Below are 23,984 nucleotides of genomic sequence, written 5' to 3' on the forward strand. Positions count from 1 at the left end.
AAGGTTTCGATTTTAATTCGTTCGGAATAGGTTATACTAGACAAAAGATCAGCTCCTAAAAGATGGGTTTGTGGTAAACACCATTTTAAAGGAAGCTGATCTTTTTTGTCCGAACAGCGTTCGGATTAATTTTACAATCTACCATACTACAATTATTTATTATTAGGAGGTATTATTTTGTCCCCAAATCAAGCCTTTTTTCTCACTGTTATTGGTTGCCTGTTAGCTATCAGTTCATCTTATTTTATCGTGCGTCTCAATATGCTAAAGCCAACACTCAAGCAAAATTTCTTGGACCAATATCCTGACACGGATGACCAAGCTTACAAAGTGCAACAATCAATGAAACAAGCTTATTTCAACGCATCCTTTTACAAGCAAGCTGTTCCTTTAACATCTTGGTTAGTCCTTTTATTCTTTTTATCAATCGGTGGCTGTCTAACAGCGCTCTATCTAGATGCCCTGAACATTGCAATCCGTCTTTTGGGGAGTGCATTCATTTTTATCGCGTTTCTCTACCTTAAGTTGCCGACTTTTCAAGCACAGCATACTTTTTGGAAAGCCTATCTACAAGTGCATCCTAAAAATGAATTAAAAGTCGTCATACTCCCACTCGATTTACCGATTCAACAGCGGCAGATTGCCTTACTCATCAAATTTAAATGTTGTACTCTTGTAGCGGGTCTCATATTGTTTTACGCCTCTCTTTTTCTATAACTCAAAAAGCGGCACCAACCATTTTATGGTTGGTGCCGCTTTTTTAATTAACGAATTTCAATTGGGTTCGTTGGTTGGTCTGATTCACTTAACTTCGGTAGCATCAATTGTAAGACGCCATCTTGATATTGCGCATCGATTTGATCCCGGTTGACACCAGGTAGGTAGAATTGCCGGCTAAAGCGCCCATAATGCCGTTCGCTTTGAACGATATTGCCTTGACTGTCACTATGATCAGCGAAACTATCACGTTTAGCACTAATCTTCAATGTATTATCTTGATAATCCACGTGAATATCTTTCTTGTCCAGTCCTGGTAAATCAACCGCTAATTGGTAATCCTTATCGGTCTCTTTAACATCTGTTTTGAGTAAGTTGTCCGTTTCAGGCGATATTGCCAATAATTGCTGACCGAAATTCTTGAACCAATCATCTCCACCAAAATTATCTAGCCAATTTTGACGACCATTCATTAATTCGTTTGCCATCTCTAAAACTTCCTTTCTTAATCTTTACAACTCTATTCTAGTCCGTTAATTATGAAATGCAAGTAATTAGCACTCGACGTTGTTAAGTGCCAATTTTTAAACTAGACCACTGATTTTTCAGCTTTTTGATACCCGCCTAATATGGTTTTGTGCTATACTTAAGGTTCCAAAAATATTCGGAGGTAGGTTCATATGAAAATTGTTGTCTTAGCGGGCGGGCGTAGTACCGAACGTAACGTTTCATTAACGTCTGGACACAAAATTACCAATGCATTACAAACGAAAGGCCATGACGTTGCTTTCGTTGATCTTTTCTTAGGAAATGATTTGCACGACGTCGCATCAATCGATGATCTTTATTCTTCAACACCTGTTGAAAAAGATTACGACATCAGCGACGAAGTTTTAACAGACGACGCCATCAACGCATTACGTACTGATGGTTCAACACAACTCTTTGGCCCGAATGTCTTAGAGATTTGTAAAACTGCTGATATTGTCTTCCTCGCACTTCATGGTGGCGATGGCGAAGACGGTAAAGTCCAAGCGGTTCTCGATCTCTTTGGAATTCCTTATACCGGTAGTGACACACTCGCAGCAGGTATTACAATGAGTAAAAAGGTTTCAAAGGAAATCTTATTATATAACCAAATTCCAACTGCTCGGTTTGTCGCTGCTTATCGCGACCAACCCATGCCAGAAATCCCATTTGAGTACCCTGTCGTGGTAAAACCAAGTAACGGTGGCTCAAGTGTTGGGACACATATCGTGCACAACGAAGCTGAGTTACAACCAGCTGTCGAAGATGCGCTTCGTTTCGACCGCGAAGCTTTAATCGAAGAATTCATTAAAGGTCGCGAATTCTCACTTGGCGTGATTAATGGTCAACCATTACCTGCCATCGAAATCGTCGTTAATGACGGTTGGTATGACTTTGAGCACAAATTCGTGACTGGAAATACCACTCAATTTGTCACACCACCAAACGATTTACCTGATGATGTGCACGAAGCCATGAAACAAATGGCACTTGATGCTATGCAAGCACTTGGCTTAACGAACTACGCCCGCATCGACTTCTTCTGGAGTCCTGAAAATGGCTTACACGTGATCGAAGGAAATACATTACCTGGGATGACGCCACTTTCATTAATTCCACAAGAAGCAGAAGTGCTTGGTATCAGTTATCCTGATCTTTGCGAAATGATTGTTCAAGGTAAATTAGAACTCCTTAAAGCAAAATAGCCAATAAAAATAACCCTGTCGACGATTTTCAGTCGACAGGGTTATTTTTATTTGGTTCATTTAAAACTGATTACGTAGTTCCTGATTAGGAACTATTCTTTAAAAAACACGTCGATTGGAATTCCCAATCGGTCATGTAGTAATTGAATTTCTTTGACGGTAAATGGAATCTTCCCTCTAATCTTACGATTAGCCGTCGTTAATGTTTTGCCCAATACATCAGCAACAACTTGCTGTTTCAAATCATGACTCTTTAAATAACCTGATAGAACAAATAATTTTTCTGCCACATTCAGCACCCCAAGAAACGTTATCAATCCCGTTCCACATTAGGAATATTACGATAATGTAAGAACTTTGTCAATTAAAAACTTTAGTCCCAAGTGTTCACTTATTGACGTCATTTGTCATATAATTAGACTTATAAGTCAAACGCGTGATAAAGGACAGTGCTAAATGTTCGGACAATTACTACACGATAAGCGAACTGCTAAGAATCTAACAATGCAACAGCTCGCCGATCTACTCAGCGCAAAATATAATACCAAGATTAGTAGCTCAATGATCTTCCGGTGGGAAAAAGGCGCGCCCCATCACTAAAAGCATTATTTATTGTTGCTATCGAATTGCAAATCGACCTTAACCAATTGGCCACCCTTGTTGCGGATTCTAACCGCGTCAATTAGCCGCTTTTTTTTGTTTTTTACCCGATTTTTGAATGGTCTTCACACCTAGTACATCTAAAAAGAACGTAAAGATTGGTAATCCAATAATTAACCCCCAAGTTCCTAAGAAACGTTCTGCTACAAATAAAACAACAAACGTAAAGAAAATCGGCAGCTGTGTTTTACTCGACATAAATCGCGGATTCAAAACATATGCTTCTAGGGCATGAATGACTAAAATCATCACCAATATATAAACCACATACTGAATTCCGCCGATTGAAAAGGCGATAATGCACAATGGGATACATGAAACGATGACTCCTGCGACCGGTACCATCGACAATAGGAAAATCATGATGGCTAAACTCGGAATATTAGGCATTTTCATTACCGTTAACGTAATCGTTGTTAACACTGTATTCACAATTGCAATGAAGATTTGGGCTTCAATTACCACGCCAAAGGTATTCACGAATTTTTTAGCAAAATACATGATATCTTGGAAGAACCAGCCGTAAGTACTCTTCAAAAAGAGTTTTCCAAACTGCGGTAATCGGTCTAGCTCAATTGTGTAAAAGAAACTCAAAATAAACGATAAGACAATTGTGACGCCCATTGTTCCGATTCCGGTGATGTAATTAACGATTGTTGATACACCGTGTTTCAACTGATCCGTCAAGTTGAACTGTTTCATGTAATCCCCGATGGTTCGCATAAATTGATTCGCATCAAATGATGGACTTTGGTAGAAATTATAGACACTCTCACCTAATTTAATTGACTGTTTAGCAATCTGTGGCACATAAATCGTTACTGCTAGATACACTAAAAAGATAACCAACATATAAAGCGGCACAACCACAGCTGCGGGCGGAATTTTTGAATACTGTTGGACCTTTCGTACTAATTGAGTCACTAAAAAAGTAAAGATGAACGTCAGCAGAATGATATTCATCATCGAGCGTGACACATAGATGACCCCAATCAACGTTAAGAGCACTACAACTCGTCTTAACTGCTGATTCGTCACAAATTTTTGATATAAACGCACGCAATTTCCTCCTATGGCAATTCTATATCATTATTTTACAACACTTCGAACTAATTGGATATTCTGGAATTCCGATGGTTGCGACTTACATCTTTTTAAAAATAGTCGTATACTACTCTGGTACTTCAAATTTACACCTAGAAAGGATTTTCGGTATGTTAGAAAAAACTTTTTATAAGAAACTACTACAACACTCTTTTGATTTCCCTGTTACCGTCAACTATTGGGACGGCAGCTCCGAAACCTATGGTTCTGGAGAGCCTGAAGTAGCGATTACTTTTAAAAAAGCGATTCCCATCAAACAATTGTCCAGCAACGCATCATTAGCCCTCGGCGAAGCGTACATGGCTGGCGACCTTGAAGTGACAAGTAATACAACAGATACCCCACTTCAAAAACTATTAACGGCGGCTTACACTAGCGCAGACAGTTTCATGCGTAATAGTCGCTACATTCATCTGATTCCAAAACAATCGCATTCAGAAAAGGCAAGTAAAAAAGATATCCAAAGTCATTACGATTTAGGGAATGACTTCTACCAACTTTGGTTGGATAAAACAATGACTTACTCATGTGCTTATTTTGAAAAACCAACTGATGATTTAGAGACAGCACAAATTAATAAAGTGCACCATATTTTACGCAAGCTCAATCCACAACCTAACCGAACATTGCTCGACATCGGCTGTGGTTGGGGTACCCTCATGTTAACCGCCGCTAAAGAATATCATCTCAAAGTGGTCGGAATTACCTTGAGTCAGGAACAATATGATTTCGTTCAACAACGGATTAATGACGAGGGCCTTAGCGATGTTGCTAGCGTCCAACTTGTTGACTATCGCGAACTCAAACACGCCCCATTCGATTACATTACCAGTGTTGGGATGTTTGAACACGTTGGTGAAGAAAACCTTGGTGCCTACTTCCAAGATGTCGCTGACTACCTCACTGATGATGGGGTTGCCCTCCTTCATGGGATTACCCGTCAACAAGGCGGTGCGCGCAATACCTGGATTAATAAGTATATTTTCCCAGGTGGCTATGTACCCGGTTTAGTTGAAAATACACAACACATTATCAATGCCGGACTACAAATTGCCGACATGGAACCCCTCCGGCGCCATTATCAAAAAACGCTGGAAATCTGGACTGCTAATTTTAACGCCCAAAAAGACGTCATTTTACCAAAAGCAGATCCAGAATTTGTCCGCATGTGGGATCTCTATCTCCAAGCATGTGCCTCATCGTTTGAATCTGGGAACATTGATGTCATTCAATACCTCGTATCAAAAGGCCCCAGCGCAAGAGACCTCCCAATGACAAGAGAATATATGTATGATTAGAGTGCTGACTGTCGCGCTTAGTCATTGAGCATTAATTCAAAAATAACATAAATCCAGGTTTTAGGATTTATATTATTTTTAGATCAAGCGGAAATTACTGCGACAGGAAGCACGTTTAGAGTGCTGAGTCGAACGGGCTGGCTTTGAGGATTAACAAAAAACGGGTATTATGGCGATTTTTCAGCCATAATGCCCGTTTTTAGGTTAACCGGAAAAGGCAGTTCGAGAAAGCACGTTTCAAATCAAAGTGCCTACTTCTGCCGGAAAGATATGGCAGATGAAACCCGTTTTCGTTAGCGTGCCGACTCGAACGGGTTAGCTTTGAGGATTACCCAAAAAAGACCCGCTAATCAGCGTTGATTAGCGGGTCTTTTTTTATTGCCTTATTTTAAAAGCGCTTCTGCCTTTTCTCTAACTTCCGCGTTGCTCATCTTAAGATAGGGTTTCATTGCCTCAACGGTTTTATCCGTGTTCCGGCCGTTGGCTTCCATATAGTGATCCCACAAAGCATCACGGACGATTGTGTTATCGTCACTCCAATCAAATGCTTCTGACATCTTCATATCTAAAACCAATGTTTTTTCAACAGCTGCTGCCATATTAAAAACCTCCCATTTCTTTTTTACAACTCTAATGATAAACCTCTTTTGAAAAAGTGTACCAAAATACGCACTTTTATTTTTTAGAGTCCTGTTAGTAGGTTTAAAATCACGATTTGGCTAATGCCAATTGCCAAGACAACATGGGTTAAAATTTCAAATAATAAAATAGCATAGACGCGATCAAAAGCTGCCCATCGAGTTTGAAATAAACTAATCCCAACCGCAATGTTCAAACTGACGTACATCACTGCAACCATGATTAAGACGAACCAGATGGCGGGCATCCCGAAACATAGAGCAGCCAACAGCGCAGCTAATGCTAAAATGACGGTTATCCCACTGTACGCACTAATCTCCGTTAGATACGCGCGCAAGGTGGTTGTCGTCTTCTTCAATAAGTAACGCTTGAGTAAAAAGCCGATTCCCAAAACAACCACCAGAATAAATAGTTGTCCACCGAGTGCCTTCATATCAAGCGGTAATAAGTTTGGCCGTTGACGCAAGACAATTTGTGACGCCATCACCCCAGCAACCGCACCCACTTGTTCTGACCAACTGGCAATGAGCAAACTTGCCGTTGCAGTATTCATTAATATAACCAGACCAAACGTGACTAAGCCAAACCACGGGTTGGTCCACTGCCATTGCACCTTTAGCGGTTGTTTTAAACTCCGCGCTAAAAATTGATAGTATTGTTGCAGGAGCGAGGTTTGCTGTTTTGCTTGTATTGATTGGTGCACTAGACCGCAATTGGGACACTGGTGTAATTTACGCCCGTATTTAATATGGCATTGTGTACATTCTATCATTCGTCTGGTCTCCAAATACTTAATTTACCGTACAACTGTGACTGAACATGGCGCGTATTTCGCTAAATAGCTCGCATGTGTCCCGATTAAATGTTTAGATGGTTTTGTCTTTGAACCACAGATGACCAAGTCTGGTTGGAAACTAGGAATCACTTCTTCAACAATCACGTGTCCTGGATTACCTTCATTTAAAATCGGCGTCACATCTTCAACCCCGAATTCTTTCGCTTTTTGAACATAAACATCTAGATCGGCTGCGATTTCTTCTCGGCGCCCTTCAACCACGTTTGGTGAGAGTGATTGATAAATGTTCAAATCGCCGGTTTCCAAAATGCTGACAATCCCTAATGGAATTTGATAGGCCTTAGCAAGCGTACAAGCATAGTTAAAGGCCCGTTTGGATGAGGTTGTATCATCATCATCGATAGCAATTAATAATTTTCGATAGTGCATTGATTCAACTTCGATATTTAATTGGCGTTTTTCTGTCATTAGTTAAGACTCCTCGTTTATTTAATCAATAATGCTTCTTTGGCATGAATTAATTCCGTGATTAATTGGTTGACTGGGGTCGCAATGTGCTTTTCAGCGCCTTTACGTGCCACGTAACCATTTAAGTAATCCACTTCGGTTAAGCGGTGATGTTGCACTAAATCCTGGTGCATTGAAGGATAATGACCACCTGCTTGTTCTGGTGCAAACATCTTGCTGATGTGGGCAATCGTCGTGGGAATGTCTAATTCAACGGCTTCTGTTGCAGCAACCGCTGAGAATTCCGCCACAATTGAACGCAAGAGTTGTTGCGCTTGTGGGGTTTGGCCCAATTGTGCAATATTACAGTCTAACAAGGCACACAAGCTGTTCAGTGTCCCATTAACGCAGGCTTTACGCCAGATTGAAAAGAGTACATCTGAACTATATTGCGCATTTAAGCCAGCCGCACTCAACAAGGCAACTAATGCTTGTGCCGATTCCTTGCCATCTGGATCAACATTTTGTAATTCGACATTCCCAGAGCCTGTTAATGTAATCGCACCTGGTCCCGTTAACCCCGCCGTCCAAAGTGTAATGCCGACAAAAATATTTTCTTTGGGCAGGTATTGTTCAATCGTTTCGGGATGGCCGAGACCGTTCAATAAACAGACTACTTTTGTCTTAGCGCCGATTAAGGGTTTGATGGCTTGTAACATGTCGACTAGCTGCATCGATTTTGTGAATAAAATAATGACGTCTTGAACTTCTTTAATATCCGTTGGCAAAGCAGCCGGAATTCGAACCTGAACGGGTTCGTGCCCCGTTTCTACAACCGTCAGGCCATTGGTATTGATTGCTTGAACGTGTTCTGCCCAATTATCAAGTAACACAACATCATTTCCAGCTGATTGTAACATGTAACCAAAACGACTGCCCATTGCGCCTGAGCCAGCGATTGCAATTTTTGTCATAGATTATAAAAGCTCCTTTTATGATTTGAATTCTTTTTAATCATGCCACATTTTTAAGATTTTTTCACCCGTAACCGCTTAATTCAACTTAAAAAGAAGCTGTCAAACCGCTTATAGCAGCCTGTCAGCTTCTTAAAATAGGAATTTACGCCTTCTTAAAATTAATTGATCAATCAATAATAAGACCAAGCTATAACCAAGACTCATTGCCCATGATAATAAAATATCAACTAGCGAAATGTATCCCAACGTGTTGAAGAGTTGCGCCATGGTCGAAACGGGTGGCAAAATCCCCAGAATATAGAGGTAAGGATGCCAGTAATTGACAATCGCTTCACCTAAACTGCCGAGAACCACCATTAAGATGGTCAACGTACCGGCCATCCGGCGATTCACTAAAATTCGCCGTTGCCAGAACAAACCGGTCATTACTGAAACAGGTAAAATACTCGTCAACATTAAGGTCCCGCCTAGCCAATCCCACCAGTTAAGTCCTCTACCAAAAGCGTGGTACCCATTGAGCACGTAAGTAATTGCCAAGCTTCCCATCCCAATTAGGACAAAGAATAATCCCAACAAGATGAGATAGCTAATTAAACTGAGATAAAAACGGCGTTGCTTCTTTAATTTTAAAATTAAAAGTTTTTCCATTTGAAGGGGAAATTGATTGATGTAACTGTAGGTCAACCACGTCAATAAGATAAACAGCGTCATTAATAATGTAGCGAGGCTACCGACGAAATCTTGTGGTTGTGCTGCATAATTGACTAATAAGGCCACTATCCAAAATAGCAAAGGCCCCCACAAATTCCCATTATCAAAAACCATTTTCTGATGCAAACGTAACTGTGCACTAAAGGACTTCATAACGTAACCCCCTTAGGCTAAAGCCACTTTTTAACATTGCTTGAATTAATTCATCACTGTTTTTGACATTTGCATACAAGATGACGTACCGCGTACCATCAACAATTTTTAAAGCTAACTGTTGTAAAGTAGCGGGGAGTGCGAGTGATCTCGGTGTAGTTGTAAATTCTAACCGCATTACTCTTTCCTCCGGTTGCGGTAATTCTTCAATCGGCAATAGCCGCATCGCATCTAGTTCATAAATTTCAGTAGCCAACTGTTCGATTAAAAAAGCGTTGTTAGTGCCGACAATGATGGCACCCCCTTTTTGGCGGTAGTCTTTCAACCAATGAATCATCCGCATCTGGGTCGTTCCATCTTGACCAGCCAAAGGTTCATCTAGCAATAAAATATCTGGGGTCCGCAAAATCGCCTGCACAAAGTTCACTTTTTGCAGGCTACCGCGTGACAATTGATTTAACGGTGTATTAAGTGCCGCCACTAACCCAAATTCATAGGCTAATTCATTAATCTGACCTTCTAAATTTCGATTGCTAAACTGATCTAATTCCCCTAGCATCCGCAAATAAGTCTTAGGTGTCAGTCCATTTGGTGCGAGTTGTTCAGCCATATAGCCAATCCGCATCTTCGGTGCAATCTCCAGTGTCCCGCGTTCAATATTCGTCAATCCTGCTAGTACGTTAAGCAACGTGGTTTTCCCCGCGCCGTTTTGCCCAGTAATCGCGATACAAGCTTGCCGATCAATCCGTAAATTGAGACGTTTAAAAAGTTGTCGCCGCTGATATTTTTGCGAAAAATCACGCAATTCTAGCACTGCTCCCATTTAACTTGCCAACCTTTACTGGATTATTTTGCTTGCCAATTAGCGATGTTTTGCGCAGCCAAAGCTAAACTCAACACAGCATCTTTAGACAAATCAGCTTGGATTAAGTTATGTTTAACGGTTGCAGCCACTGCACCAATGACAGCCAAACCATATGTCAACACTTCTAAATCGCGTTTAACGAGATATCGATCTTCATAAACAGCTTCGTGGCTGTATTCAAAGTTGACTTTGTTTTCAGCTAAAACACCATCCACGTGGGTCACCATAATCCGATCGGTCACATCGATTAATAATTTGTGGTCATCTGATAACGTTAATTTATGATCTGACTCTGATTGATAATATGTTTCTTCTGTAATATCAAAATACTTAACGACCGGGTTATTTAAAACGCCAAAATCATCCAAAACAGCAAAAATTGTTTCTGGATTTAATTGCACTTTGCGATCGGCAATTGCTGCCATGTTTTCTTCTAACCAATCTGCTAATTGGCGAACATTATCCTGTGTCATATGTGGGACTCCTTTAATTAATCTAAATGAATTCTATCCCTCCATAATACACCATCCGCAATATTAGCGCGACTGACTGCACCAAAAAGTTACTGTGACATCAGATGATCATCAATTACGCCAGCTCCTTGTAAGAATGAATAGATGACGACTGGTCCGACAAATTGAAAGCCCCGCCGTTTTAAATCCTTGCTGATTTGGATCGATAGCTCTGATTTTGCGGGGACATCCGCCCAAGTTCGGGGCCGATTTACAATTGGCTGTCCATCAACAAAGCCCCATAGATACTGATCAAAGCTTCCTGCACTCTTTTGTAACGCAAGGACGGCTTGTGCATTATTGACCGTTGCATTCAACTTAGCACGATTGCGGATAATTGCCGGATTGGTCAGTAACTGCTCAATTTCGGTTGGTGTCATCTGCGCTACTTTGGCAATTTCATAGTCTTTAAATGCTGTCCGAAAGGCAGCACGCTTATTTAATACAGTCCGCCAACTCAAGCCAGCCTGATACAACTCCATACATAATAGTTCAAATAAGCGTTGATCATCATGTTCCGGTTTTCCCCACTCTGTTTGGTAATACGCCAATAATTCAGGTGAATCATACATCCAATCAGCTTTTGTCATTATTACCACCTCCTAAATTGAACTACGCAAAAAGGCTAAAAAGAATTCATCCTTTTTAGCCTTTGGGATTGTTATTTATTTTTTCTTACTTGCTTTTTGATAAGGGCGATTTTCAACATCAGTCTTGACGATTAACACGTCACAGATAGCTGTGCGGTTAACATATTCTGTCACAGAACCCATCAACATCCGTTCAACTGCATTCAAGCCAGTAGAGCCCATCATGATTAAATCGGTTTGATATTCTGTCGGGAAGTCGCGTGCGATAACATTCTTAGGATTACCAAACCGCACATGAATCTCGACATCTTTCAAACCGTCATTGGTTTGGATATCATATTTTAAACTGTTGAGATAATTCTGTGCATCTTCAGAGATTTGGAAAATAGCGTCTCCTGAAAGCATGCCGCTATAACTCCCTGCAAATTGCTTGGTATCCAAAACGTTCAAAATATCCAAGCGCGCCTGATTCATCTTAGCAACCCACACTGCTTTATTTAGTGCTAATTCAGCTTCTTCAGAGCCGTCAACTGGGACGAGTATTCTTTTATATTCTTGAACCATGTTGTTCATCTCACTTTCTCTATATGCACCTGTTACACTTTAAGAATATACCGCTTGGAAAAACAATTCAAGCAAAAAAGCGAAGCGCTTCCGCGAACATTTAATTAGAAGTAGTCTTTCTTTTTTAACCACCAACCGACACAAAGGCTAATGGCTAATGACAATCCTAATAGCACGAGAAACCCTAACTTACTCTCGGCTAGCGGGACCGGTACGTTCATCCCCCAGAAACCACCTAACGTTGTCGGAACCGTTAGAATAATTGAGAGTGATGTTAGTGTCTTCATAATATTATTCAATCGGTTTGAAATAATATCTGAAAGCAAATCACTTAACTGTGCCAATAACTCACGATACGTTGTAATCGCCTTATCGGACTTGGCAAACTGCAAGTCAATCCGATACAGTAAGTCTGTATGTCCTGACACGCGCTCAAATAATGGACTTGCCTTAATTTGCGGAATAATTTGCTGGTTACTCTTAAGCCCTAAATCCAAATAGACAACACTCTTTTTAAGAGACTTGAGTGCATACAACAACCGATTGCGTGTCGAAACATGTACATTTTCTTCCAATTGTTCAATCTGTTGCGCAACGACCGCTAAAGCCGCTAAATAACGTTGATAGATGGCCGAAACACTCTTTAGAGCAACCGTTTCAATTTGACCATCCAGGCCTTCTAACGTGAGTATTTCATCGATGAGCTCGGACTGTTGATGCCCCACAGTTAATAACGTCTGGCCACTAATGATTAACGAAAAAGGCCGCGTAATATATTCCGCATGATCTTCTGAATCATGGGTTTTAACTGGTACCAGTAAACAAATATGGGTCAATACTTCACCGGTGTCCGTTGTAAATGTTTCATACCGTGCGACTTCATTGATATCTTGGGCCACCTCAAATAACACCGCTGGTAAGTGGTATTTTTTAGCGAAATGGTGCATCTCATGTTTAGTTGGTGCTTCAAAATGAATCCAGTCGGCACTTTTTTCAGAGGTTCCTTCAACCAACTGGCCCTCAGGTGTCATTTCAAAATACGTAATCATCTGCTCACTCCACTCTTAATACCCCTATCATACTGTTTCTCCCCACATACTGACAAGTTAAGTTGATTGCCCATTAAATATGCTACAATATTGGTATCATTGGATAAGGAGTTGACGCATATGACACACCGCATTTTGCCACTTGAAAAAGGCCATAACTTTAGAGAATTGGGCGGTTATCAAACAAAAGACAGCCGGACCCTTAAATGGCATAAAGTCTTACGTTCCGCTAGTCTAGCCCACCTAACATCACATGATTTAGCTTATTTAACTGATTATGGCGTGCGCTATGATGTTGATTTTCGCTCACCTGAAGAAATTGCCAAGTCACCAGACAAGGTCCCTGCCAATGCAATCTATGAATCCTTACCCGTTTTCAAAATTGATGAAACGGCTAGTACGGCATCAGAAGCTGATCTTTTTAAAACGTTCAGTGCTGATCCAAAAAGTGGTCATGAACATATGATTCAAGTCTATGTCGACTTAATTAACCAAGATCACTCCAAGCAAGCTTACCGGCAATTTTTCGACTTGTTGCTAGCAAACGATACGGAGGACCAATCCTTACTGTTTCACTGCACGGCTGGTAAAGATCGTACTGGGATGGGCGCTGTTTTCTTGTTGAGTGCACTCGGTGTTCCAGAAGAAACGATTCGCACAGATTACTTATTAACGAATCAAGCTTCTGCCGCTTTCGTGACCCAATCGCTTGCAAAACTACAACAAAAAACACAGAACCAGTCTGTATTCAAAAGTTATCAGTCATTACTAACGGTTCATCAAGATTACCTCGATACCGCCAAACAAGCGATTGAATCCGAAAATGGTTCGTTGCAAGACTATTTATTACACGATCTCCAGTTAAGCCAACACGACTTAGCTGACCTGCGCAAAATTTATTTAGCATAACCCATTTGTTTCACATGAAACTTAAAAAAGGAGCGTGGCTTTGAATGCCCACTTTAAAAGAACAAGTGATTGAGGCGAGCAAAACCATCGGCATCGATAAGATTGGTTTCACATCGGCAGCGCCTTTTGATTATTTAGAAGCAAGTCTTAAGGAACAAAAAGCAAATGGTCATTCGACTGGATTCGAACATAAAGTGCTTGAAGAACGCCTTTATCCAGATTTAATTTTCGACCAACCTAAATCGATTATCGCGATTGCTCTTGCCTATCCAACAAAAATCATCAATAAGCCAGCGCGAACTGGTGCTAAACGCGGTAGTTTTGCCCGCGCTTCGTGGGGGATTGACTACCACGATATTCTGCGCGATAAGATGGACCAGCTGATCAGCGCTATCGAAACACTTGCTGATTCAGATACTGAAATTACTTTTAAGCCAATGGTTGATACAGGCGAACTGAGCGATGTGGCTGTTGCGCAACGTGCTGGGTTGGGCTTCATCGGTTTGAATGGTTTATTAATTACACCCGAATTCGGTTCTTATGTCTATCTTGGTGAAATCATTACCAACATCCCATTTGAACCAGACACACCGATGGCCAATCAATGCGGCAGCTGTACGCGCTGCATCGATTACTGTCCACCACAGGCATTAATGGGCGATGGCCGCCTCAATGCCAAGCGTTGCTTATCCTATCAAACACAAACCAAAGGGTTCATGCCCGAAGAATTCAGACCAAAAATTCGCAGTGTCATTTACGGCTGTGATATTTGCCAACAAGTATGTCCGTTTAATAAAGGAAAAGACTTCCACTTCCATCCTGATATGGAGCCAGATCCAGAATCTGTGATGCCCGAATTACAGCCCGTGCTAACCATCAGTAACAAGCAGTTCAAACTTCAATTTGGACACCTTGCTGGTTCGTGGCGTGGCAAAAAGCCACTTCAACGCAATGCGATTATCGCACTCGCCAATGTGAAAGACCGCACCGCGATTCCGAAGTTACTCGAACTCATCGATACTGATCCGCGCCCTGTCATTCGCGGCACTGCTGCTTGGGCGCTCAGTCAATTAGTGCGCGATGTCACGCCTGAAATTTTAGACTTTCTAGAAACAGCCGCAAAGCGTGAAGAAGAACCGGAAGCCCAAGTTGAATTCGACAATGCACTTCAAATTCTAAAAGAACGTTATTCAGAGAGGTAGGTCCACCCTAGTATGTCAGAAAGTGCTCCGCAAAAAACAGTCCTTACGCAGCCATTAATCCTTTTGATGGCTTTTATTACCGGCGTTGCCGTCTCCAATCTATATTACATCCAACCGATTCAAGCACTCGTAGCGACCACTTTCCACGTTACAAGTGGTGCGGTCGGGACTGTTGCAATGTTGACACAGGTCGGTTATGCACTTGGCTTGTTGCTGATTGTCCCGTTTGGTGATGTGATGAGCCGTTACCAGCTCATATTACGGATGCTTGGCTTATCCTTACTATCCTTATTAGCCGCTTACCTAGCACCCAATTTCATTTTCTTTGCCTTGACTGGTTTGATGATTGGCCTCACCTCAGTGGTTCCTCAAATCATCATTCCATATGCAGCCGTCCTCGCTCAACCACAAAAACGGGGCGCAGTGCTCGGCACCATTCTCAGTGGTCTTCTAATGGGTGTGCTCCTATCCCGAAGCTTTAGCGGCATTATTAGTAGTTACATTCATTGGCGTTGGGTGTATCTCATCGCTACAATTGCGATTGCGCTTTTAATCTTTCTGGCAGCCCTCAAATTACCTAAGGATTCCCGTCCAAAAAACGGGCCAAGCTACTGGCAGACAATCAGTTCAATTCCAGGGCTTATCGCGCACCAGCGGCTGTTACGGGAAGCCGCCATCAACGGTTTTTTCATGTTTGGGACACTTAGTATTTTCTGGTCGACACTCGTTTTCTATATGGCCAGTCCCGCCTATCGTCTCGGTAGTGGTACCGTTGGTCTATTAGCAATCCTTGGTGCGGCTGGTGCTTTAGCTGCACCAATTATCGGTCGCTTAGCCGATGCTAAATCACCTCGCTTTATTATCGCCACTGGCTTATTCATGATGACCATCAGTTATCTTTTATTCTTATTCTGGGGGCATTTCATGCCGATTCTAATGCTCGGGATTGTTTTATTAGATGTCGGAAACCAGTGCGGTCAGGTTGCCAATCAAACCCGGGTCCAAATGCTTGGTGAAGCCACTAGTAGTCGCAACAATACCGTCTTCATGTTTGCCTATTTCATGGGTGGTGCTTCCGGTTCATTCTTTGGCGCCCTCGCTTGGAGCTTCGGTGGCTGGGTCGCCGTTTGTCTCTTAGCGTTAGCTTATCAATGTCTCGCTTTAATCGCCCACTTTATTCTTTATCGTCCTAAATCAACAGGTTAATTAATGGCCGGTGTAACGTTCTCAATTCCGTTACACCGGCTTTTTGATACCTATCAGTAAAGCATATTCATTGACAGTTGCATGTTACATATCTAACATAGTTATTATATAGCAATAAATTTCCAATCATCACAATAGGAGGTTCCTTATGACACATTATCTAACGTTTGATCACGTTTCAAAGCTCTATCGCGGTGGTAACAAAGCCGTTGATGACATCAGTTTTACTGTCGACAAAGGCGAATTCATTTGTTTGATTGGGACGTCTGGTTCTGGGAAAACAACAACCATGCGGATGATTAATCGCATGATTAACCCAACCAAAGGAACGATTACCTTAGATGGTGAAAATCTCGCTAATGTAGACCCCGTTAAATTGCGGCGAAAAATTGGTTACGTCATTCAAAATATTGGCTTAATGCCACACATGACTATTCAAGATAACATCACAATTGTCCCTAAACTCTTAAAATGGTCCCCAGAAAAACGCCATGCAAAGGCGCTCGAATTACTAAAATTAGTGGAAATGCCTGCGGACTTTTTAGACCGTTACCCAAGCCAATTATCAGGTGGACAACAACAGCGAATTGGGGTGATTCGCGCACTTGCAGCTGGACAAGATATTATTTTGATGGACGAACCATTTGGTGCTCTCGATCCAATTACGCGTGAGGCACTTCAAGACTTAGTAAAACAACTTCAATCAGAACTCGGTAAAACAATCGTCTTTGTCACCCATGACATGGATGAAGCACTCAAATTAGCGTCACGCATTGCCATCATGGATAACGGCCAAATCATCCAAATGGGAACGCCCAATGAAGTCTTGCGAAATCCTGCCAACCAATTCGTCGAAGACTTAATCGGTCACGATCGTTTGATCGAAGCCAAACCAAATGTCGAAACTGTTGGCCAAATCATGCTTAAAAGTCCAGTCGCTATCACACCAGGTAAATCATTAGTTGATGCGATTCGCTTAATGCGCCAACGCCGCGTTGATACCTTACTGGTTGTCGACGAAAACCAACATTTAAAGGGACTCGTCGATATTGAAAATATCGACCATCATTACAAAAACGCAACTAGTGTTGGTGACATTATGTCTACCAAGATTAGTTACGTGAACGAAAATGATTTGGTCCGGGATACCATTGAACGGATTCTTAAACGGGGCTGGAAATACGTTCCCGTTATCAACGATGATCATCAACTTGTTGGGATTGTCACCCGGACAGCCCTAGTCGATGTCGTTTATGATGCTGTCTGGGGTGATACTGACGAATCTGAAGCAGAATCCGACCAACAATAGAAAGGGAGGAATCGATGATGCTCACTTTTTTAACAGAACATGGCTCTGATTTACTGATTAAAACTTGGGAACAACTCTACATTTCCGCAATCGCCTTAGTTCTGGGCATAATAGTTGCGGTGCCCCTTGGGATTGCCCTCACCCGATTTCCTAAAACTGCCAAAGTAGTGATTGCCATTGCCAGCATGCTCCAGACCGTCCCCTCATTGGCACTATTGGCTTTAATGATTCCGCTCTTTGGGATTGGCAAAGTACCAGCAATCATCGCCTTATTTATCTACTCACTACTCCCTATTTTGCGGAACACCTACATCGGCATGAACGATGTCGATCCGATTCTAAAAGATAGTGCTAAAGGAATGGGCATGACGCCGATACAATCAATTATGCAAGTGGAAATCCCAATGGCGACCCCCGTGATTATGGCAGGAATTCGCCTATCTGCGGTTTACGTGATTGCTTGGGCAACCCTTGCTTCATATATTGGCGCTGGTGGTCTTGGCGACTTGATTTTCAACGGGTTGAATCTTTTCAAACCGGATTTAATCATCGGCGGGACAATTCCCGTCACATTGTTAGCATTGCTAGTCGATTTTGGCTTGGGCCGGTTGGAAAAACAACTGACCCCCGCTGCAATCAGATAAGGAGGCTCCTATGCATAAAATACGCCGATTCATTACGAGTTGCGGATTATTAGTTGGCAGTCTCCTCCTGTTAAGTGGCTGTCAGTCACTTGGCATCGGAAACCGTCAATCACAAACAATTCGCATTAGCTCTTCAAGCACCACTGAGTCACAAATTCTCGCCAATATTCTGAGCGAGTTGATTACCCACGAAACACAAAATAAGGTCACTTTAATTAATAATCTGGGTTCTTCAACGGTAACGCATGAATCACTAATTCGTGGTGACGCCGACATAGCTGCTAGTCGCTACGCTGGAACTGAACTTACTGGTACTTTAAAAATGAAACCTACTAAAGATCCTGAAAAAGCCCAAAAAATCGTTAAAAAAGCTTTCAAAGATCGTTACAACCAAACATGGTTCCCTTCCTACGGGTTTGCGGACACCTATGCCTTTATGGTCACCCAGGAAACCGCCAAGAAATATCATTTAGAAACCGTCAGTGATCTCGGAAAAGTGGCGGATCAACTAACAGCTGGTGTCGATTCCGTCTGGGTAAATCACGAAGGCGATGGCTATCCCGCATTTAAAGAAACGTATGGCTATGATTTCAAGAAAGTTGCGCCCATGCAAATCGGACTGGTTTACAGCGCACTGGCGGCTGGTAAAATGGACGTCGTTTTAGGTTACTCAACCGATGGACGGATTAAAAGTTATGACTTAAAAGTCTTAAAAGACGATCGCCGCTTCTTCCCACCATACGATGCGAGCGTGGTCGCCACTGATCAGATTCTCAAAGAACAGCCAGCACTAGCGCCCCTTTTACACCGTCTAGATGGCAAAATCGACCTCGACACCATGCAAACCCTCAACTTTAAAGTTGATAATGATCTACTAGAACCCGCAGTAGTCGCAAAACAATTTCTTCAGGAACATAATTATTTCCGGAAAGGAGCCGCTAAATGACTAATTTAAATACTTGGCAACAACTTGTCTATTATTTCCAGCATAATGGCAGTTATGTTTTACGGCAGTTTAGTCATCATTTTTTGATTTCGATTTATGGCGTTTTACTTGCCGCGTTGATTGGCATTCCCTTGGGGATTTTTATTGCGCACCGGAAAAAGCTCAGTAATGTTATAATTGGGGTAGCGAATGTCATCCAAACAGTGCCTTCACTCGCAATGCTCTCAATCATTATGCTTGGCTTGGGGCTTGGCACACGAACCGTCATTGCGACTGTCTTTTTATACTCCTTGCTCCCGATTATCAAAAATACTTACACCGGTATGGAGAATGTTTCCGATAATATTATCGATTCCGGAATCGGGATGGGCATGACAAATTGGCAACTGTTACGGATGGTTGAACTTCCCTTATCATTGGCCGTCATTATGGCGGGGATTCGCAATGCCTTAGTGGTCGCCATCGGGATTACAGCGATTGGCGCGTTTGTTGGTGCCGGCGGTTTAGGCGACATCATTATTCGCGGGACCAACGCCACTAATGGCGGCGCCTTAATCTTAGCTGGTGCCCTGCCAACCGCCCTGATGGCCATTATCGCTGATGTGACGTTAGGCTTTATTCAACGCCACTTAGAAGCTCCACAAGCACGACCTTAAATCTCAACATTAGGAAGGTGTCACTATGAAACTGTATCAAGCATTAACCCAAGTCACACTAAACACACAAATGGTTGACGATTTACCTGATTTTCAGATTACAACCGTTTTAGACCAACCATTGAACTTTGCCCCTACTCAGCTTTACCATTATATCGATGCCGTTTTAAAGAGCGGTTCTCGTCACGATGAAAATAACCTGTTATATGTCACAGATGCGATTTTTATCACTGAAAACTACAACTTTAAACAAACTGAATTCGCGGCACTTGCCACAAGCTTCGAAGAACGGGTAACATTAGCGCGTAAAATTGTGGCCGATCTCAACCGCCACGTCTCCGTCAATCTCGATTTAGTGCAACATGAATTCCAACTAATTTTTGTCGATTAGCACGACTGCCCCAGGCGATGTTATTTCTACATCTACTGGGGCTTTTTTTATTGAAATGAATGAACAGGAGTCCTCACTTTGCCAAATGCACAGCGTCAAAATAGCGCGCTTTATAAACTCAATCGTCCCGCCAACCAACTAACAACGGAACAACAAGCACTACAAGAACAAGTCATTCAATTTTGTTTGGCAAACGCGCACGCCGAACACGCCACCTTCTTGATTCAAGGTGCGGCCGGGACTGGTAAGAGCGTGATTCTCAGCAGTGTCTTCAAGGTACTGCAGACACTTGCGCGCCAAACACCCACCTCGCCACTCTATGGCAGTCAAAACGTTCTATTGGTCAATCATCCAGAAATGCTAAAACTCTACAAAAGTGGCACAACAACGGCACCCGTTTTATTGAAAAAAGATTTTCAACGCCCAACGACATTCATCAATCAAGCGGCTAAAAACCACCAACTTGCCGATATCGTCCTCGTTGATGAGGCACACCTACTGTTAACCAAATCCGACCCCTATAACCACTTCAATCAAACAAATCAACTCGATGAAATTCGCCGACAGAGTCGGATCACCATTCTGATTTTTGATGAACAGCAAGTGCTTAAAGTGAAGAGCTTCTGGCAACAGCAACAACTCCGCCAACGAATTGAAGCTGCTCCCCATCAGACCGCGCAACTAACCCATCAATTTCGGATGCAAGCCCATCCAAGTGTTGAAAATTGGGTGCAAACCTTTCATCAACAACAAGTCGCTGCCCTGCCACATGATCCACACTTTGAATTCAAAGTATTCACCGATGCCAATGAGCTCTATCAAACGATTCGCTTTAAAAACCAAACGAGTGGGCTTGCACGCATGCTAGCTACTTACGATTTTCCAGCAACACTCAATGATGGTCACGATCACTTCGTTGAGACATCGACATTCAAATTACGCTGGGATCGGTATCAGCCAACCGCTAAAACCTATTGGGCAGAACGTGAAGATAGTATAGATGAAGTCGGATCCGTGTACACCATTCAAGGCTTTGATCTCAACTATGCCGGCGTCATCATCGGGCCATCCGTCACGTATGATCCACAAAGTGAGCGGCTAGTTATTCATCCTGAATATTACGAGGACCAAGCCGCATTTGCCGGCGCAGCACAGCTGGCTGATCCTGAAGCCGCGAAACAGCAAATTATTCTTAATAGCCTCTACGTTCTAATGAGCCGCGCTAGAAACGGCCTTTACCTCTATGCTGTTGATCCCGCACTTCAGGCCAAATTGCTCAGCTTATGACAAATCGATTTTATTTCCCGGGGAATAAGTCGGTTTTCTGTCTATCTCTATCGAAAACAAGTAAACTGTAAGTAGAGATTTTAAACTGATAAAGGAGTGTTTTAATATGTCTAACTTAACGAGTTCATACACGCTCACAAACGGCGTGCAAATTCCTAAAATTGGCTTCGGGACTTGGCAAACACCAGACGGTCAAACAGCCGTAGCTGCTGTTGAAGAGGCGCTTAAGGCAGGTTATCGCCACATTGATACCGCCCAAGCTTACGGTAATGAAGGGAGTGTTGGTGAGGCCATCCAAGCTAGTGGCGTTGATCGTTCCGATTTATTCCTAACCACCAAAATCTGGAATAGTAATCACACTTATGATTTAACAATCAGCTCTTTTGAAGAATCACTCAAGAAATTACAAACCGACTACGTTGATTTGCTCTTAATCCACTGGCCCAACCCAATTGCCTACCGTGATGATTGGGAAACAGCCAACGCCGAAACATGGCGTGCAATGGAGATGCTCTACAAAGCTGGTAAAGTCCGGGCCATCGGGGTCAGCAACTTCCGTGTTCGCCATTTAGAAGCGCTCAAAAAGACTGCAACGGTACAACCAATGGTCAACCAACTCTTCTTAGCCCCTGGCGAATTAGAACCTGAAACTGCCCAATACTCACGTGAACATGGCATGTTATTAGAAGCTTATAGCCCACTTGGGACTGGGAAGATTTTCAGTGTGCCAGAAATGCAAGAATTAGCGGACAAATACCAACGCTCAATTCCACAAATTGCACTACGGTGGTCATTACAACACGGCTTCTTACCATTACCTAAGTCTGTGCATGCTGAATACATCCAACAAAATGCCCAAGTTTTCGACTTCGAATTAGCCGATGAAGACATGGCTGCAATTGATGCACTTGACGGCGTCGTTGGACACGCGCAAGATCCTGATACTGCAACATTCTAAAACTGTTTAAAAGCCACTAACACAGTGGCTTTTTTCGATACAGATCAACGTCAAAATGTGACAAAGCGTATTTTAGTTTAGATATTTAACAATTTAGTTTACCTCTTCCCTAAATTATGGTATTTTCATTATTATTGAATCCGATAAAATCGGACTAAAGCCCGACGTTATTTACCGTTTTAAGCTTGAGAATGGTAAAATAGAACTAGTTAGCTAAGAAATGGGGAATTATTTTGTCAAGTGGTGAGTTATTCACTAATCTATTTGTTATGTTGGTCACCTTCTTTTTAGCCGCCTTCTTCGTGGCCGCTGAATTTGCGCTCGTCCAAACACGGCCAAGTGCCTTAGAAGATGCCATCCATTCAGGAAATGGTAATCCTAAAAAATTGAATCTTGCGCTTAAAATGACGCAAAACTTAAACGAATATCTCTCAACCACCCAAGTGGGGGTCAGTGTTGCCGGGATTATTTTAGGGTGGATTGGTGAATCAACCGTCGAAACCATTCTAGTCGATCTGCTCGGTCTCACTCACCTGATTTCAAATGGTGGCTTACACATCATCGGCGCAGTTGCCGGCGTGTTAGTCTTAACCTATTTAGAAGTGGTTTTCACGGAAATCGTGCCGAAGAATATTAGTATTGATATTCCAATGCAGATGTTGATGGCTGTTGCTAAGCCCCTCCATTACTGTCATATTATCTTCTATCCATTTGTTTGGTTACTCAACATTTCCGCAACAGGTGTTGTGAAATTAATCGGCTTTTCACCTGCTGAAGAAGGTAGTGATGTGCTTTCCCAAGCGGAAATCATTAGCCTCTCTAAAAATGCCGTCACTGGTGGTGAATTAGATCGCAACGATTTAGTTTACATGCAACGGGCCTTTGACTTTAATGACCGGATTGCCAAAGATGTGATGGTTGATCGCACAAGTCTCTACGTCGTCGATATCACCGATACCGTTAAAGACGTCTTAAAAGACTACTTACAACAAGGCTTTAGCCGCTTCCCAGTGGTTGCTGAAAATAATAAAGACAAGATTCTTGGTTACGTCTACGCATATGATTTAGTCCGTCAGGCACAAGTCGACGATTCAATCCGCGTCAGCAAATTACTGCGTTCGATTATCTCCGTTCCAGAAGCAACCCCTATTCACAGTTTGTTGAATCAAATGATCAATAAGCAAACCCCAATTGTGGTCGTCGTTGACGAGTACGGTGGGACGAGTGGGATTGTCACTGATAAAGATATCTATGAAGAACTATTCGGGACCGTCAAGGACGAAATTGACGATGTTTCAGATGAATATATCATCAAAGAAGACGATAACCGTTACCGTGTCAGTGGGAAAACGACGCTCTATGATTTCGAACGTTTCTTCAAGACTAAAATTGATGCCTTCGAAGCCTCAGATAGCGTGACCCTGGCCGGTTATGTCTTAGAAAACTTCACCGACTTACAACAAAGTGCGGTCATTCATATCAATCAATTCACATTAAAAGTGGTCGAATTCAATCGCGGTTACATCGACTGGTTTGAAGTCTCCAGCGAACCACAAAATAATACAGCCAACAATACAATTATTGAAACCTATTAAAAAAAGAGTGTGCTATCAGCCATCTCCTGAGGATTAACCACAAGGAGATGGCTAATGGTACACATT

At 42.3% G+C, this 23,984-nt stretch carries 27 protein-coding genes; 14 read left to right on the plus strand and 13 right to left on the minus strand.

Annotated features, from left to right (window positions below; all coding sequences use genetic code 11):
* Positions 1-177: 177 nt before the first annotated feature.
* Complete coding sequence (locus ACF1X7_RS07560) at positions 178-717, plus strand: hypothetical protein (protein ID WP_411162624.1); 540 nt, start codon at positions 178-180, stop codon at positions 715-717.
* Between the two features lie 47 nt (positions 718-764).
* Here ACF1X7_RS07560 and ACF1X7_RS07565 read toward each other — a convergent pair whose 3' ends face one another.
* On the minus strand, positions 765-1,205 hold the full coding sequence (locus tag ACF1X7_RS07565; protein ID WP_039098402.1) for an Hsp20/alpha crystallin family protein: 441 nt from the start codon (positions 1,203-1,205) through the stop codon (positions 765-767).
* 192 nt (positions 1,206-1,397) lie between these two features.
* On the opposite strand from ACF1X7_RS07565, the gene ACF1X7_RS07570 reads away from it, so the two are divergent.
* The gene (locus ACF1X7_RS07570; protein ID WP_039098404.1) at positions 1,398-2,450 is read left to right on the plus strand and encodes a D-alanine--D-alanine ligase; all 1,053 of its coding nucleotides are present in this window, start codon (positions 1,398-1,400) and stop codon (positions 2,448-2,450) included.
* Positions 2,451-2,542: 92 nt separating this feature from the next.
* On the opposite strand, the gene ACF1X7_RS07575 is transcribed toward ACF1X7_RS07570, so the two are convergent.
* Complete coding sequence (locus ACF1X7_RS07575) at positions 2,543-2,740, minus strand: helix-turn-helix domain-containing protein (protein ID WP_039098405.1); 198 nt, start codon at positions 2,738-2,740, stop codon at positions 2,543-2,545.
* Positions 2,741-3,128: 388 nt separating this feature from the next.
* Positions 3,129-4,169 carry an AI-2E family transporter gene (locus tag ACF1X7_RS07580; protein ID WP_411162625.1) on the minus strand — a complete coding sequence of 347 codons (1,041 nt, stop codon included), beginning with the start codon at positions 4,167-4,169 and terminating at the stop codon, positions 3,129-3,131.
* Positions 4,170-4,324: 155 nt separating this feature from the next.
* Between ACF1X7_RS07580 and ACF1X7_RS07585 the strand changes: the two genes are divergently transcribed.
* On the plus strand, positions 4,325-5,512 hold the full coding sequence (locus tag ACF1X7_RS07585; protein ID WP_411162626.1) for a class I SAM-dependent methyltransferase: 1,188 nt from the start codon (positions 4,325-4,327) through the stop codon (positions 5,510-5,512).
* Positions 5,513-5,895: 383 nt separating this feature from the next.
* Here the strand turns inward: ACF1X7_RS07585 and ACF1X7_RS07590 are convergent, their stop codons facing one another.
* The 10 genes from ACF1X7_RS07590 to ACF1X7_RS07635 all read right to left on the minus strand — a co-directional run bounded on the left by ACF1X7_RS07590 (position 5,896) and on the right by ACF1X7_RS07635 (position 12,815).
* Positions 5,896-6,111, minus strand: a complete 216-nt coding sequence (locus ACF1X7_RS07590) for a hypothetical protein (protein ID WP_411162627.1) — start codon at positions 6,109-6,111, stop codon at positions 5,896-5,898.
* Between the two features lie 83 nt (positions 6,112-6,194).
* Positions 6,195-6,923, minus strand: a complete 729-nt coding sequence (locus tag ACF1X7_RS07595; protein ID WP_039098408.1) for a hypothetical protein — start codon at positions 6,921-6,923, stop codon at positions 6,195-6,197.
* A gap of 24 nt (positions 6,924-6,947) precedes the next feature.
* Complete coding sequence (locus ACF1X7_RS07600) at positions 6,948-7,415, minus strand: universal stress protein (RefSeq protein ID WP_411162628.1); 468 nt, start codon at positions 7,413-7,415, stop codon at positions 6,948-6,950.
* Positions 7,416-7,432: 17 nt separating this feature from the next.
* Complete coding sequence (locus tag ACF1X7_RS07605) at positions 7,433-8,368, minus strand: 2-dehydropantoate 2-reductase (RefSeq protein WP_039098409.1); 936 nt, start codon at positions 8,366-8,368, stop codon at positions 7,433-7,435.
* Between the two features lie 132 nt (positions 8,369-8,500).
* Positions 8,501-9,235 carry a hypothetical protein gene (locus ACF1X7_RS07610; protein ID WP_039098410.1) on the minus strand — a complete coding sequence of 245 codons (735 nt, stop codon included), beginning with the start codon at positions 9,233-9,235 and terminating at the stop codon, positions 8,501-8,503.
* Positions 9,222-10,058, minus strand: a complete 837-nt coding sequence (locus tag ACF1X7_RS07615; RefSeq protein ID WP_411162629.1) for an ATP-binding cassette domain-containing protein — start codon at positions 10,056-10,058, stop codon at positions 9,222-9,224. The genes ACF1X7_RS07610 and ACF1X7_RS07615 overlap by 14 nt, the downstream gene beginning before the upstream one ends.
* A 23-nt stretch (positions 10,059-10,081) precedes the next feature.
* On the minus strand, positions 10,082-10,573 hold the full coding sequence (locus ACF1X7_RS07620; protein WP_064776753.1) for a hypothetical protein: 492 nt from the start codon (positions 10,571-10,573) through the stop codon (positions 10,082-10,084).
* Positions 10,574-10,662: 89 nt separating this feature from the next.
* Entirely contained in the window at positions 10,663-11,202 is a 540-nt protein-coding gene (locus ACF1X7_RS07625; RefSeq protein ID WP_039098414.1) for a DNA-3-methyladenine glycosylase I, read from the minus strand.
* Between the two features lie 75 nt (positions 11,203-11,277).
* A complete protein-coding gene (locus ACF1X7_RS07630; protein ID WP_004265855.1) occupies positions 11,278-11,766 on the minus strand; it encodes a universal stress protein in 489 nt (162 codons plus the stop codon).
* Positions 11,767-11,870: 104 nt separating this feature from the next.
* Positions 11,871-12,815, minus strand: a complete 945-nt coding sequence (locus ACF1X7_RS07635) for a magnesium transporter CorA family protein (RefSeq protein ID WP_004265807.1) — start codon at positions 12,813-12,815, stop codon at positions 11,871-11,873.
* Positions 12,816-12,935: 120 nt separating this feature from the next.
* Here ACF1X7_RS07635 and ACF1X7_RS07640 point away from each other — a divergent pair, with 120 nt between their 5' ends.
* From ACF1X7_RS07640 to ACF1X7_RS07690, 11 genes are all read left to right on the plus strand, one after another.
* Positions 12,936-13,724 (plus strand): tyrosine-protein phosphatase, encoded by a 789-nt coding sequence (locus tag ACF1X7_RS07640; protein ID WP_064776754.1) that lies wholly within the window; start codon positions 12,936-12,938, stop codon positions 13,722-13,724.
* Positions 13,725-13,768: 44 nt separating this feature from the next.
* The gene (gene queG, locus ACF1X7_RS07645) at positions 13,769-14,926 is read left to right on the plus strand and encodes a tRNA epoxyqueuosine(34) reductase QueG (protein WP_039098416.1); all 1,158 of its coding nucleotides are present in this window, start codon (positions 13,769-13,771) and stop codon (positions 14,924-14,926) included.
* Between the two features lie 12 nt (positions 14,927-14,938).
* Complete coding sequence (locus ACF1X7_RS07650; RefSeq protein WP_064776755.1) at positions 14,939-16,132, plus strand: MFS transporter; 1,194 nt, start codon at positions 14,939-14,941, stop codon at positions 16,130-16,132.
* Positions 16,133-16,280: 148 nt separating this feature from the next.
* Positions 16,281-17,441 (plus strand): betaine/proline/choline family ABC transporter ATP-binding protein, encoded by a 1,161-nt coding sequence (locus tag ACF1X7_RS07655; RefSeq protein ID WP_039098418.1) that lies wholly within the window; start codon positions 16,281-16,283, stop codon positions 17,439-17,441.
* A gap of 17 nt (positions 17,442-17,458) precedes the next feature.
* Positions 17,459-18,085, plus strand: coding sequence for an ABC transporter permease (locus ACF1X7_RS07660; protein ID WP_039098419.1), 627 nt, complete (start codon positions 17,459-17,461; stop codon positions 18,083-18,085).
* 10 nt (positions 18,086-18,095) lie between these two features.
* The gene (locus ACF1X7_RS07665) at positions 18,096-19,031 is read left to right on the plus strand and encodes an osmoprotectant ABC transporter substrate-binding protein (RefSeq protein WP_004265833.1); all 936 of its coding nucleotides are present in this window, start codon (positions 18,096-18,098) and stop codon (positions 19,029-19,031) included.
* Positions 19,028-19,687 carry an ABC transporter permease gene (locus ACF1X7_RS07670; RefSeq protein ID WP_004265840.1) on the plus strand — a complete coding sequence of 220 codons (660 nt, stop codon included), beginning with the start codon at positions 19,028-19,030 and terminating at the stop codon, positions 19,685-19,687. Before ACF1X7_RS07665 ends, ACF1X7_RS07670 begins: the two co-directional genes overlap by 4 nt.
* Before the next feature lie 25 nt (positions 19,688-19,712).
* The gene (locus tag ACF1X7_RS07675; RefSeq protein ID WP_039098420.1) at positions 19,713-20,078 is read left to right on the plus strand and encodes a hypothetical protein; all 366 of its coding nucleotides are present in this window, start codon (positions 19,713-19,715) and stop codon (positions 20,076-20,078) included.
* Positions 20,079-20,156: 78 nt separating this feature from the next.
* A complete protein-coding gene (locus ACF1X7_RS07680) occupies positions 20,157-21,365 on the plus strand; it encodes a DUF2075 domain-containing protein (protein WP_411162630.1) in 1,209 nt (402 codons plus the stop codon).
* Positions 21,366-21,471: 106 nt separating this feature from the next.
* Positions 21,472-22,323 (plus strand): aldo/keto reductase, encoded by an 852-nt coding sequence (locus ACF1X7_RS07685; RefSeq protein ID WP_004265823.1) that lies wholly within the window; start codon positions 21,472-21,474, stop codon positions 22,321-22,323.
* A gap of 233 nt (positions 22,324-22,556) precedes the next feature.
* Positions 22,557-23,918, plus strand: a complete 1,362-nt coding sequence (locus tag ACF1X7_RS07690; protein ID WP_064776756.1) for a hemolysin family protein — start codon at positions 22,557-22,559, stop codon at positions 23,916-23,918.
* Positions 23,919-23,984: the final 66 nt, after the last annotated feature.

The organism is Latilactobacillus sp. VITA-14 (genome assembly GCF_046580785.1).
Classification (GTDB): Bacteria; Bacillota; Bacilli; order Lactobacillales; family Lactobacillaceae; genus Latilactobacillus; species Latilactobacillus curvatus.